This is a genomic window from Streptomyces sp. NPDC033216, assembly GCF_055577115.1.
This window is the reverse complement of sequence record NZ_JBVIQK010000003.1, coordinates 1-12,545: the sequence shown is the minus strand read 5'-3', so window position 1 is coordinate 12,545 and position 12,545 is coordinate 1. Positions and strand designations below refer to the sequence as shown.

General features: G+C 71.1%; 10 protein-coding genes. 9 read left to right on the top strand and 1 reads right to left on the bottom strand.

Annotated features, from left to right (window positions below; all coding sequences use genetic code 11):
• Positions 1-182: 182 nt before the first annotated feature.
• From ACZ5Y0_RS06730 to ACZ5Y0_RS06715, 4 genes are all read left to right on the top strand, one after another.
• Complete coding sequence (locus tag ACZ5Y0_RS06730; RefSeq protein ID WP_469128014.1) at positions 183-608, top strand: MarR family winged helix-turn-helix transcriptional regulator; 426 nt, start codon at positions 183-185, stop codon at positions 606-608.
• A gap of 109 nt (positions 609-717) precedes the next feature.
• The gene (locus ACZ5Y0_RS06725) at positions 718-2,079 is read left to right on the top strand and encodes an MFS transporter (protein ID WP_469127538.1); all 1,362 of its coding nucleotides are present in this window, start codon (positions 718-720) and stop codon (positions 2,077-2,079) included.
• Positions 2,080-2,175: 96 nt separating this feature from the next.
• Positions 2,176-2,922, top strand: a complete 747-nt coding sequence (locus ACZ5Y0_RS06720) for an IclR family transcriptional regulator (RefSeq protein WP_469127537.1) — start codon at positions 2,176-2,178, stop codon at positions 2,920-2,922.
• A gap of 290 nt (positions 2,923-3,212) precedes the next feature.
• Positions 3,213-4,619, top strand: coding sequence for a glycoside hydrolase family 16 protein (locus tag ACZ5Y0_RS06715; protein ID WP_469127536.1), 1,407 nt, complete (start codon positions 3,213-3,215; stop codon positions 4,617-4,619).
• 29 nt (positions 4,620-4,648) lie between these two features.
• On the opposite strand, the gene ACZ5Y0_RS06710 is transcribed toward ACZ5Y0_RS06715, so the two are convergent.
• The gene (locus tag ACZ5Y0_RS06710; RefSeq protein ID WP_469127535.1) at positions 4,649-5,536 is read right to left on the bottom strand and encodes a helix-turn-helix domain-containing protein; all 888 of its coding nucleotides are present in this window, start codon (positions 5,534-5,536) and stop codon (positions 4,649-4,651) included.
• A gap of 155 nt (positions 5,537-5,691) precedes the next feature.
• Here ACZ5Y0_RS06710 and tkt point away from each other — a divergent pair, with 155 nt between their 5' ends.
• The 5 genes from tkt to pgi all read left to right on the top strand — a co-directional run.
• Positions 5,692-7,782 (top strand): transketolase, encoded by a 2,091-nt coding sequence (tkt, locus tag ACZ5Y0_RS06705; RefSeq protein WP_469127534.1) that lies wholly within the window; start codon positions 5,692-5,694, stop codon positions 7,780-7,782.
• A 19-nt stretch (positions 7,783-7,801) separates the two neighbouring features.
• Positions 7,802-9,001 carry a transaldolase gene (tal, locus tag ACZ5Y0_RS06700; RefSeq protein WP_469127533.1) on the top strand — a complete coding sequence of 400 codons (1,200 nt, stop codon included), beginning with the start codon at positions 7,802-7,804 and terminating at the stop codon, positions 8,999-9,001.
• Complete coding sequence (gene zwf, locus ACZ5Y0_RS06695) at positions 8,998-10,542, top strand: glucose-6-phosphate dehydrogenase (protein WP_469127532.1); 1,545 nt, start codon at positions 8,998-9,000, stop codon at positions 10,540-10,542. The genes tal and zwf overlap by 4 nt, the downstream gene beginning before the upstream one ends.
• A complete protein-coding gene (gene opcA, locus ACZ5Y0_RS06690) occupies positions 10,539-11,474 on the top strand; it encodes a glucose-6-phosphate dehydrogenase assembly protein OpcA (RefSeq protein ID WP_469127531.1) in 936 nt (311 codons plus the stop codon). Before zwf ends, opcA begins: the two co-directional genes overlap by 4 nt.
• Positions 11,467-12,545: glucose-6-phosphate isomerase (gene pgi / locus ACZ5Y0_RS06685; protein WP_469127530.1), on the top strand; the 1,079-nt coding region annotated here is incomplete at its 3' end. The genes opcA and pgi, both read left to right, overlap by 8 nt.

Here is a 12,545-nt window from a genome sequence, read left to right as displayed (position 1 = left end):
AGCTAAGAGCAATGATTGTTGTCGTCAATAGTTGTTGCCGCCCTATGGGTGCGTCATGCTGGAATGCGTCATACCGAGACCGCCCTCCGAGACCGCCCTCCGGGGCCGACACCAGGGAGCCCGCCATCGCCCGCCAGGACGACACCGTGAACGCCACACCGATCGACGCGGACGAGCCGTGGATGCGCGCCCTGCACGCGGACACCGGCTATCTGCTCTACCGCCTGGGACTGCGCTCGGGGCAGCTGTTCAACTCGTCCCTCCAGGAGTCGGGGCTGCGCCTGCGCCACTACGCCGTGCTGCGCTTCCTGGCCACGGCCGAGGGCGCCCTCCAGCGCGAACTGAGCACCCGCCTCGGCTACGACCCGAGCGCGATCGTCGGCCTTGTCGACGACCTGGAGAAGCTGGGCTTCGCCGAACGCCGCCCCGCCCCGGACGACCGCCGCAGCCGGATCGTCGTCCTGACCGAGGCCGGCCGCGCCTTCCTGCGCGGCACCGACGCGGCCGGCCGGCGGGTGACCAACGACCTCCTCGCCCCGCTCGACCGGGCGGAACGCGCGACCCTGCACGCCCTGTTGCTGCGCATCGCGGAGGACGGACTCGACTGATGTTGTGCAAATGATTGACGACTGCCGCACAGCTGCCTAACTTCACGGGACACGCCGGGCTCTCCACCGGCATCTGCACCACCTCCGCCCTCCTCCCCAGGGAGACCCCGTGCAGCCATCCCGTACGTCCGCCCGCCGCCCGTCCCCACAACTGCGCCCCGTCGCCCTGTCCGGGCTGATCGGCACCACCGTCGAGTTCTACGACTTCCTCGTGTACGGCACCGTGGCCGCGCTCGTCTTCGGCGATCTGTTCTTCCCCGGCGCCGACCCCGCCGTGGGCACCGTCGCGGCCTTCGGCACCTTCGCCGCCGGCTATGTGGCGCGTCCGCTCGGCGGCCTCGTCTTCGGTCACTTCGGCGACCGGATCGGCCGCAAGTCGATGATGCTGCTGACCATGACGCTGATGGGTTCCGGCAGCTTCCTCATCGGCCTGCTCCCGACCTACGACGCGATCGGCGTGTGGGCGCCCGTCCTGCTGGTCGCCCTGCGGGTCGTACAGGGCCTCGCGATCGGCGGTGAGTGGGGCGGCGCGACCCTCATGATCGTCGAGCACGCGGAGCACGCCGAGGGGTCCGGGGGCTCCCGGCGCGGCCTGTGGTCCAGTTTCACCCAACTCGGCGCCCCGCTCGGCTCCGTGCTGTCGGCCGGTGTGGTGACCCTCGTCTCCACACTGCCGGACGACCAGTTCCGCGAGTGGGGCTGGCGGGTGCCGTTCCTGCTGAGCGTCATTCTGCTGGCGGTCGGGGTGTTCGTCCGGCTGCGGGTCGCCGAGAGCCCGCTCTTCCACAAGGCCGAACCGCTCGACCGGCCACCGGTCCTGGAGGTGGTGCGCCGGCCGAAGCCGGTACTGCTCGCGGCCGGCGTGGGCATCGGGGCGTTCACCGCCCAGTCGCTGCTGACAGGATTCATGATTTCGTATGCGGTCGACCGCGAACACGGCGCATACAGTCGACCGCAGGTGCTCGCCGCCGTCACCATCGCCTCCTGTGTCGCCCTGGTGGTGCTCCCCGCCGCCTCCGCGCTGTCCGACCGGGTCGGCCGCCGGCCCGTGGTGCTCGCCGGTGCCGTCACCTCGGCGGCCCTGGCCTTCCCGGTACTCGCGTTGGTCGACTCGGGCTCCCCCGGCCTGCTGGTCCTCGCCCTCGTCCTCGGGCACGGCATCGCCCAGTCCACGATGTACGGGCCGCTCGGCGCCCTGCTCACCGAGATGTTCGGCACCCGGGTCCGCTACACCGGCGCCTCCCTCGGCTACCAGGCGGCGACACTGATCGGCGCGGGCTTCTCCCCGCTGATCGCGAGCAGCCTGCTCGCCTCGAACGGCGGCGGGAGCACCCCGGTCTCACTGCTGCTGTGCGCCGGCGCCGCGATCACCGCGATCACCGTGTGGCGGCTGCGCGAGACACACGGGGACCCACTCGACCCCGCTCCGGCACGGTCGGCCGACCGGGCCAGGGAAGGCACACCGCAGTGAGCGGGAGAGCGCGGCGAACCCGCAGGCCGCCTGGGCCCGTGAAGCTGGCATGACGACGTCGTGGCCCCGACCGTGAAGCCGAGGGAAGCCCGTGCCATGACCGCTCGCTCCGCTCCCGACCGGCTGCTGTCCGTGCTCGCCGCGTTCGACCACGCGCACCCCGCGCTGACCCTGACCGACATCAGCCGGCGGGCCGGGTTGACCCTCACCACCGCGCACCGGCTGGTGACCGCCCTGTCCGCATGGGGCGCGCTGGAACGGGACGCGTCCGGGACGTACCACATCGGGCTGCGGCTCTGGGAGGTCGCGGCGCTCGCCCCGCGCGGCCTCGCCCTGCGCCAGGCCGCGCTGCCCTACCTGGAGGATCTCTACGAAGCCACCCACGAGAACGTGCAGTTGGCCGTCCGGGACGGCTCCGACGTCGTCTACACCGAGTGGCTGTCCGGGCACTCCGCGGTCGGTGTCCGCATCCGGGTCGGCGCCCGCTGGCCGCTGCACGTCACCGGGGTCGGTCTGGTCCTGCTCGCGCACTGTCCTTCCGAGGTGCAGGAGTCGTACTGCGAGGCGCCACTGGCGGCCTGTACCGACCACACCGTCACCGATCCGGCCCGGTTGCGCCGGGTCCTCGCCGAAGTACGGCGCACCGGCGTCGCGGTGAGCAGCCGTCAGGTGACCGAGGACGCCCTGTCGGTGGCCGCCCCGGTGCGCGGGCCGGACGGCGCGGTGGTCGCGGCCGTTTCGGTCGTGGTGCCCTGCGCCGGCGCGCAGGTCCCGGTACTGGCGCCGACGGTCCGGCTGGCGGCGCGGGGCATCTCACGGGCGCTCGGCTGGCAGCCCGGCTGACCTCCTGGAAGGGGTCGCGCGGCGGTCCTGGCGCCGGCCGTCGGGGCCGGTGCGCGCTGGTCCGGCCTTCGGCGGCGCGACGGGCCGGGGGAAGGCCGGCGGCGCGCCGCGAGGCGGGGTCGTTGACAAGGTGAACTCGTGCGCCGAGTAGGCGGATTCCCTGCTTCGACTCTTGACGGCCGGGTTGCCGAGGAGCACATTGACGGAACTTTGAGAGCGCTCTCACGCACTGGGGCGCTGTCGAAGGCACCCGCCCACGACCACCCCGTACCCGAGAGGCGTTCCCCACCATGAGCGAAACCTCCGGCACACCACCACGCGGACGGCGCTCCCTGCGGCGCGCGCTCGTCGCCGTCGTCGGCACGCTGGGCCTCGCGGCGGCCGCCGCCACCGTCACCTCCCCGTCCGCGAACGCCTCCGCGCCCACTCCCCCGGCGGGGTGGTCGCAGGTCTTCCTCGACGACTTCACCGGCGCCGCCGGCACCGGCGTCAACACCTCCAACTGGCAGTACGCCACCGGTACCTCGTATCCGGGCGGGCCCGCGAACTGGGGCACCGGCGAGGTCGAGACGATGACGAACAGCACGAGCAACGTCTCGCTCGACGGCAACGGCAATCTGCGCATCACCCCGCTGCGGGACTCCGCGGGCCGCTGGACCTCGGGCCGTATCGAGACCAACCGCACCGACTTCCAGCCCCCGTCCGGCGGCAGACTGCGGGTCGAGGCCCGGATCCAGATGCCCAATGTGACGGGCACCGCCGCCGAGGGCTACTGGCCGGCGTTCTGGACGCTGGGCGCCCCCTACCGCGGCAACTACCAGAACTGGCCCGGCGTCGGCGAGCTGGACATCATGGAGAACGTCCAGGGGCTGAACAGGGTCTGGGCGACGATGCACTGCGGCACCAGCCCGGGCGGCCCGTGCAACGAGACCACCGGCATCGGCAACTCCACCGTGTGCCCCGCCACCACGTGTCAGTCCGGCTTCCACACCTACACCATGGAGTGGGACCGCTCGGTGACCCCCGAGGCGATCCGCTTCTTCGTCGACGGCGTCAACTTCCACACCGTGACGGCCGCCCAGGTCGACGCCACGACCTGGAACAACGCGACGAACCACGGCTTCTTCATCATCCTCAACGTGGCGATGGGCGGCGGCTTCCCCGACGCGTTCGGGGGCGGCCTGGACGGCGACACGCGTTCGGGCGTGCCGATGGTCGTCGACTATGTGCAGGTCCTCCAGGCCGCGGGCGGCGGGGGCGGCACCACACCTCCCCCGACCGGCGACCGCGACGCCTACGCCACCGTCCAGGCCGAGTCCCACGACGGCCAGTCCGGCGCGGTCACCGAGACCACCACCGACACCGGCGGCGGCCAGAACATCGGCTCCCTCGCCCACGGCGACTGGGCGCTCTACCGCGGCGTCGACTTCGGTTCCACGGCGGCGCGACAGTTCAGCGCGCGGGTGGCGAGCGGCGCCGCCGGCGGGGTCAGCGGTCTGGTCGAGGTGCGCCTGGACAGCCGTAGCGCCGCACCCGTCGGGAGTTTCGCGCTGGCAAACACGGGCGGCTGGCAGTCATGGCGGACGGTCCCGGCGAACATCACCTCGGTGACCGGGACGCACGACGTCTATCTGACCTTCACCAGCGGTCAGCCCGCCGACTTCGTGAACGTGAACTGGTTCACCTTCGGCCACTGACTGAGGACACCCGTCGACCCGGCGGCGTTTCAGCGCAGTTCCGCGCGGAACGCCGCCGGTGTCATGTCCGTGTGCTGGTGGAAGAACTTGGAGAAGTTGGCCGGGTCGGGGAAGCCCACCGCCGCGCCGACCCTGCCGATCGGCAGTTCGGTGTGGGCGAGGAGGCGCTTCGCCTCCAGGACGACCCGCTTGTCGATGAAGCCCTTGGGTGTCTGGCCGGTCGCGGCGCGCACCGCGCGCACGAGGGTGCGTCGGGAGTAGCCGAGCGCGTCGGCGTACGCGCTGACGCTGTGGTTGGTGGCGAAGTCCCTTTCCACGGCCTCCCGGAAGAGGGTGAACGTGGTGTCGGCGTGGCGGTGGGCCGCCTCCGCCGAGCTGGCGGCGAGGTGCGCGAGGCGCAGCAGAAACGCCGTCAGGGAGTGCCGCAGCACCGAGGTGTGCAGGCTCGGGGGCAGGGTCGCGGTGTCCTCGTACTCCTGTTGCAGGTGCGCCAGGGCCGCGCGAAGGCCGGCCGACCGGGCCTCGTCGGGGCGCAGCAGCGGCGGCAGGTCGTAGCGGTACAGGCCGGTGGCCTCGACGGTGGCGCGGGGCAGGAAACCGGGCTGCATGGCGAGGACGGTTCCGCGGTACTCGCTCGTCTTCGAGAAGCGGTGGACCTGGCCCGGGCGGATCCACAGGACGTCACCGGCCGTCGCCTCGTACTCGGCGAAGTCGACCATGTGACGGACGGGACCGTCGGTGAACAGCAGGACGATGTGGAAGTCGATCCGGTGCACGCGCTCCAGCGGCGCGTCGGCGTGCCAGGTGCGGCCGGCGCCCATGGGGCCGACCTGCATGCCGACGCCGCCGACGCTGAGATCGACCGGGAAGGGGAACGTTCTGATCCCGTCGCCGTCTTCGACGGTTGTGTCCGCCATGTCCGTCTCGTGCCGCCTCGATCGTGCCCAGCGTCGCCGGGGTGTCCCACTTTCACCACAGCCTGACACACGCCGACCTTCCCTCGGAAAAGTCAGACTTTTACGTTTGAACACGCCAGACCAGCCAGTTCGCTCTCACCGAGGATTTCTTGAAGATGAGCACGCAGACACCGGACACCTTCGAATGGACCGAACTCGACCGGCGTGCCGTCGACACCGCGCGCCTGCTGGCGGCGGATGCGGTGCAGAAGGTGGGCAACGGCCATCCCGGCACCGCGATGAGCCTCGCGCCCGCCGCGTACACGATCTTTCAGAAGGTGATGCGACACGATCCGGCGGATCCGGAATGGGCCGGCCGTGACCGCTTCGTCCTCTCCCCGGGCCACACCTCGCTGACCCTGTACACGCAGTTGTTCCTCGCCGGCTACGAACTGGAGCTGGACGACCTCAGGGCCTTCCGCACCCACGGGTCGAAGACACCGGGCCACCCCGAGTACGGGCACACCGCCGGGGTGGAGACCACCACCGGACCGCTCGGCCAGGGCGCCGCCAACGCCGTCGGCATGGCGATGGCCGCCCGCTACGAGCGCGGCCTGTTCGACCCCGAGGCGCCCGAGGGCACCTCGCCGTTCGACCACACCGTCTGGGCGATCGTCTCCGACGGCGACCTCCAGGAGGGTGTCTCCGCCGAGGCCTCCTCGCTCGCCGGCCACCAGAAGCTCGGCAGCCTCGTCTTCCTCTACGACGACAACCACATCTCCATCGAGGGCGACACGGCGACCGCCTTCTCCGAGGACGTCCTGAAGCGGTACGAGGCCTACGGCTGGCACGTGCAGCGGATCGAGCCGCAGGGCAACGGCGACGTCGACGTGCACGCCCTGCACGCGGCCCTGGCCGCGGCGCGCGCCGAGACGACACGCCCCTCGATCATCGCGATGCGCACGGTCATCGCCTGGCCCGCCCCGAACGCGCGGAACACCGAGGCCTCCCACGGTTCCGCGCTCGGCGACGCCGAGGTGGCCGCCACCAAGCGCCTCCTGGGCTTCGACCCGGAGCGGTCCTTCCAGGTCCCCGACGACGTCCTCGCCCACACGCGCGCCGCCCTCGACCGGGGCGCCGAGGAGCACGCGGCCTGGGACAAGCGGCTCGACGCGTGGCGCGGTGCGCAGCCGGAGCGGGCGAAACTGTTCGACCGTGTCCTCGCGGGCCGGCTCCCCGAGGGCTGGGAGGACCACCTGCCCGTCTTCGAGGAGGGCAGGGCGGTGGCCACCCGTGCCGCGTCCGGCAAGGTGCTCCAGGCGCTCGGCCCGGTCGTCCCGGAGCTGTGGGGCGGCTCCGCCGACCTGGCCGGCTCCAACAACACCACCATCGACAAGACCTCGTCCTTCCTGCCTCGGGGCAACCCGCTGCCCGAGGCCGACCCGTACGGCCGCACCGTCCACTTCGGCATCCGCGAGTTCTCGATGGCCGCCGGGATGAACGGCATCGCCCTGCACGGCAACACCCGCGTCTACGGCGGCACCTTCCTGGTGTTCTCCGACTACATGCGCAACGCCGTCCGCATGTCCGCGCTGATGCAGCTGCCGGTGACGTACGTCTGGACCCACGACTCGATCGGTCTCGGCGAGGACGGCCCCACCCACCAGCCGGTCGAGCACCTGGCCTCGCTGCGCGCCATCCCCGGGCTGAACGTCGTACGCCCCGCCGACGCCAACGAGACGGCCATCGCCTGGGCGGAGATCCTCCGTCGGCACGGCTCCCGTCCGGCCCCGCACGGCCTGGTCCTCACCCGGCAGGGCGTGCCGACGTACGCGCCGAACCCGGACGCGGCGAAGGGCGGTTACGTCTTCCAGGAGTCCTCCGAGGGCACTCCGGACGTCGTCCTGATCGCCACCGGCTCCGAGGTGCACCTCGCCGTCGCCGCGCGCGAGGTGCTGGAGGCCGAGGGGATCGGGACCCGGGTGGTGTCGATGCCGTCCGTGGAGTGGTTCGAGGAGCAGCCGCGCGAGTACCGCGACAGCGTCCTGCCGCCGTCGGTGAAGGCACGCGTCGCCGTCGAGGCGGGCATCGGCCTCACCTGGTACCGCTTCGTGGGGGACGCGGGACGCATCGTCTCCCTGGAGCACTTCGGCGCCTCCGCCGACGCCGGAACCCTGTTCACGGAGTTCGGCTTCACCCCCGAGAACGTCGCCGCCGCGGCTCGGGCCTCTCTGCACGCGGCCACGGGCCCTGCCGCCCGCGGTTGATCCGATCGCCAGAAGGAAGATGATCACAGTGACCGAAGCAACCGCCGCCGCGGGAGCCCTGGAGCGCCTCTCCGACCAAGGCGTCTCGATCTGGCTGGACGACCTGTCCCGCAAGCGCATCACGTCCGGCGATCTCGCCGCCCTCGTCGCCACGCGGCACGTCGTCGGCGTCACCACGAACCCGTCGATCTTCCAGGCGGCCATCGGCTCCGGTGAGGGCTACGAGGAGCAGCTCGCCGACCTCGCCGTGCGGCGTGTCACGGTCGACGAGGCCGTACGGATGGTGACGACCGCGGATGTGCGTGCGGCCGCCGATATCCTGCATTCCGTATACACGGCCACGGGTGGCCTCGACGGCCGGGTCTCCATCGAGGTCGACCCCCGTCTCGCCCACGAGACCGCGGCCACGATCGCCGAGGCCAAGCAGCTCGCCTGGCTCGTCGACCGCCCCAACGTCATGATCAAGATCCCGGCGACCAAGGCCGGCCTGCCGGCCATCACCGAGGTCATCGGCCTCGGCATCAGCGTCAACGTCACGCTGATCTTCTCGCTGGAGCGCTACCGCGAGGTCATGGACGCCTACCTGGCCGGACTGGAGAAGGCCGCCGCGCGGGGCATCGACCTGTCGACGATCCACTCCGTGGCCTCCTTCTTCGTCTCCCGCGTCGACGCCGAGATCGACAAGCGCCTCACCGTCCTCGGCACGGAGGAGGCCCTCGCGCTCAGGGGCCGGGCCGCGCTCGCCAACGCGCGGCTGGCCTACCAGGCGTACGAGGAGACGTTCGGCTCCGCCGACGATCCGTCACGTGCCCAGGACCGCTGGACCGCCCTCGCCGCGGCGAAGGCCAACAGGCAGCGTCCGCTGTGGGCATCCACCGGTGTGAAGGATCCTGCATACAAGGACACGCTGTACGTCGACGAACTCGTGGCACCCGGCACCGTCAACACCATGCCGGAGGCCACCCTGAACGCCACCGCCGCCCACGGCGCCATCACCGGCGACACGGTCACCGGCGCCTACGCGCAGGCCCGCGCCGACCTCTCCGCCGTGGAGGCGCTCGGCATCTCCTACGACGAGGTGGTCACCCGGTTGGAGGACGAGGGCGTCGCCAAGTTCGCGGCGGCGTGGCAGGACCTTCTGGACGCGGTCACGAAGTCGCTCGACACCTACGCACTCGCCACCGAGGCACTCGACACCGAGGGAGTTGACGCGGAATGAGCACTGCCGGCACCGACGCCGTCTGGGACAACCCGCTGCGGGATCCCCGCGACCGGCGCCTGCCCCGAATCGCCGGCCCGTCCGGGCTCGTCATCTTCGGCGTGACCGGCGACCTGTCCCGCAGGAAGCTGATGCCCGCCGTCTACGACCTCGCCAACCGCGGCCTGCTCCCGCCGGGCTTCTCGCTCGTCGGCTTCGCCCGCCGCGACTGGGAGGACCAGGACTTCGCACAGGTCGTGCACGACGCGGTGCGCGAGCACGCGCGGACGCCGTTCCGCGAAGAAGTCTGGCAGCAGCTCGCCGAGGGCATGCGGTTCATCCCGGGCGACTTCGACGACGACACGGCGTTCAAGCAGCTGCGTGACGCCGTCGAGGAGCTGAACCGCTCCCGCGGGACCGGCGGCAACTTCGCCTTCTACCTGTCCGTACCGCCGAAGTTCTTCCCCAAGGTCGTCGAGCAGCTCAAGAAGCACGGACTGACGAACGCGCCGGACGGGTCGTGGCGGCGGGCGGTGATCGAGAAGCCGTTCGGGCACGACCTGGCGAGCGCGCAGGAGCTGAACGCGATCGTGCACGACGTGTTCGAGCCGGACCAGGTGTTCCGCATCGACCACTACCTGGGCAAGGAGACCGTCCAGAACATCCTGGCGCTGCGCTTCGCCAACCAGATGTTCGAGCCGATCTGGAACCGGTCGTACGTGGACCACGTCCAGATCACGATGGCCGAGGACATCGGCATCGGCGGCCGGGCCGGCTACTACGACGGCATCGGCTCGGCGCGTGACGTGATCCAGAACCACCTCCTCCAGCTGATGGCGCTGACCGCGATGGAGGAGCCCTCCTCCTTCGACGCGGCCTCGCTGCTGACCGAGAAGCTGAAGGTCTTCAAGGCCGTGAAGCTGCCGGAGGACCTCGGCCGGCACACCGTGCGGGCGCAGTACTCGGGCGCCTGGCAGGGTGGCGAGAAGGTGCGCGGCTATCTGGAGGAGGACGGCATCGACCCGGCCTCCACGACGGACACCTACGCCGCCGTCCGGCTGAACGTCGACAACCGCCGCTGGGCGGGCGTGCCGTTCTACCTGCGCACCGGCAAGCGTCTCGGCCGCCGCGTCACCGAGATCGCGGTCGTCTTCCAGCGGGCGCCCCACTCCCCCTTCGACTCCACCGCCACCGAGGAACTCGGCGCCAACGCGATCGTCATCCGGGTCCAGCCCGACGAGGGCGTCACCGTCCGCTTCGGTTCCAAGGTGCCGGGCACGTCGATGGAGATCCGGGACGTCACGATGGACTTCGCGTACGGCGAGTCCTTCACGGAGTCGAGCCCGGAGGCGTACGAGCGCCTCATCCTGGACGTGCTGCTCGGCGACGCCAACCTGTTCCCGCGCCATCAGGAAGTGGAAGAGTCCTGGAGGATCCTCGACCCGATCGAGGAGTACTGGGCACGCCACGGCAGGCCCGCGCAGTACGCCTCGGGCAGCTGGGGACCCGAGGAAGCCGACGAGATGCTCGCACGAGACGGACGGAGCTGGCGCAGGCCATGAAGATCGACCTGACCGACACCACGGCAAGCAAGATCAACAAGGCGCTGGTGCAGGGTCGCCGCGCCATCGGCACACCGGCCGTGGGCATGGTCCTGACGATGGTGATCGTCACGGACGAGGAGAACGCCTACGACTCGATCAAGGCGGCCGAGGAAGCCTCGCACGAGCACCCCTCGCGCACCCTGGTCGTCATCAAGCGGCACGCCCGCACCCCCCGCGAGCGCACGCAGTCGCGCCTCGACGCCGAGGTCCGGGTGGGTTCCGAGGCCGGCACCGGGGAGACGGTGATCCTGCGGACCTACGGCGAGGTGTCCGAGCACGCCGACTCCGTCGTCCTGCCGCTGCTGCTGCCGGACGCGCCGGTCGTCGTGTGGTGGCCGGTCGACGCGCCGCACAACCCGGTCAAGGACCCGCTGGGCGCACTGGCCCAGCGCCGGATCACCGACATGTACGCCGTCGAACGGCCCCTCCAGGCCCTGGAGGCGCGCGTGAAGTCGTACGCCCCCGGCGACACCGACCTGGCGTGGACCCGGCTGACGCCGTGGCGCTCGATGCTGGCGGCGGCGCTGGACCAGGCGCGGGTGCCGATCGTCTCGGCCGCCGTGGAGAGCGAGGCGGACAACCCGAGCGCCGAGCTGCTCGCGCGCTGGCTCGAGGCCCGGCTGAACGTGAGCGTCGACCGGGTGGAGACCGCGGGCCCGGTCGTCACGGCCGTCCGGCTCGGCACCGAGAACGGGGAGATCGTCATCGACCGCCCCGAGGGCCCGCTGGCCACGCTGTCCCTGCCCGGCCAGCCCTCGCGCACCCTCGCGCTGAAGGTCCGCCCCACCTCCGAACTGATCGCCGAGGAGCTGCGGCGCCTCGACGCGGACGAGATGTACGCCGTCGCCCTGCGCGGCGAAGGCACCAAGGAGACCCCTTCCCATGTCTGACACACCCCTGCTCACCCGGCGTCCCGAGTGGGCGGCGCTGAAGGACCACCGCGACCACTGGCACGCCCGTCTGCGCGAACTGTTCGCGGCGGACCCCAAACGCGCCGAGCGGTACGTCGTGCGCGTCGGCGACCTGCGCATCGACTACTCCAAGCACCTGATCACCGACGAGACCCTCGCGCTGCTGCACGAACTCGCCGCCGCCACCGACGTGTCCGGGCTGCGTGACGCGATGTTCCGCGGTGAGCGGATCAACATCACCGAGGACCGGGCGGTCCTGCACACCGCGCTGCGCGCCCCGCGCGACGCGGTGATCGAGGTGGACGGTGAGAACGTCGTGCCCGGGGTGCACGCCGTCCTCGACCGGATGGCCGGCTTCGCCGAGCGCGTCCGCTCCGGCGAGTGGACCGGCCACACCGGCAGGCGCATCCGCAACGTGGTCAACATCGGCATCGGCGGCTCCGACCTCGGCCCCGCCATGGCCTACGAGGCCCTGCGGGCGTTCACGGACCGTTCGCTGACCTTCCGGTTCGTCTCGAACGTCGACGGCGCCGATCTGCACGAGGCGGTGCGGGACCTGGATCCGGCGGAGACGCTGTTCATCGTGGCGTCGAAGACGTTCACCACGATCGAGACGATCACCAACGCCACCTCGGCCCGCACCTGGCTGCTCGACGGCCTGGACGGCGAGGTCACCTCCCGTTCCGGTGAAGCCGGGAGCGGGGGAGACAAGGCCGTCGCGAAGCACTTCGTGGCGCTGTCGACGAACGCCGGAAAGGTCGCGGAGTTCGGCATCGACCCGGAGAACATGTTCGAGTTCTGGGACTGGGTCGGCGGCCGTTACTCGTTCGACTCGGCGATCGGCCTGTCCCTGATGATTGCCATCGGCCCGGACCGCTTCCGCGAGATGCTCGACGGCTTCCGGATCGTCGACGAGCACTTCCGCACCGCGCCCGCCGAGGCCAACGCCCCGCTCCTGCTGGGCCTGCTGGGTGTCTGGTACGGCAACTTCTTCGACGCCCAGTCGCACGCCGTGCTGCCCTACAGCCACTACCTGTCGAAGTTCACCGC